Annotated in this window: 1 protein-coding gene; it reads left to right on the plus strand. The window is 65.0% G+C overall.

Annotated features, from left to right (window positions below; genetic code table 11):
• Positions 1-415 (plus strand): immunoglobulin-like domain-containing protein (locus tag AC1D1M_RS31520; protein ID WP_477778712.1); only part of this gene is annotated, 415 nt, incomplete at both ends.

Raw genomic sequence — 415 nt, forward strand, 5'->3', positions numbered from 1 at the left:
CGCCACCGGCGGCGACTTCGAGAACCTGGTGCCAAGCAACGTGCCGGCGGTGACCAACGTCACTGACACCATCGACACCACCACCGTGAAGCTGACCGCGACTGAAACCGCRGCTGAAGGCGGCACTGTCACCTACACCGCCACCGTCGGTGCCGCCGTCACCGGTTCGCCTGTCGTCGTGACGTTGGCCAACGGCCAGAGCATCACCATCGCGGTCGGCGAAACTACCGGCAGCGTGAGCACCCCCGCGCCGAACGACGTGTTGACCGGCCATGCGCCGTTGACCAACTCGATCACCGACGTCAGCGGCGGCAATTACGAGAACCTGGTCGCCGACAAAAACCCGGTCAGCACCACCGTCACCGACACCATCGACACCACCAACCTCAGCCTGAGCGCTACAAGTTCGGTCGCC

The sequence above is a fragment of the Pseudomonas sp. P1_F7 genome, from assembly GCF_056405655.1.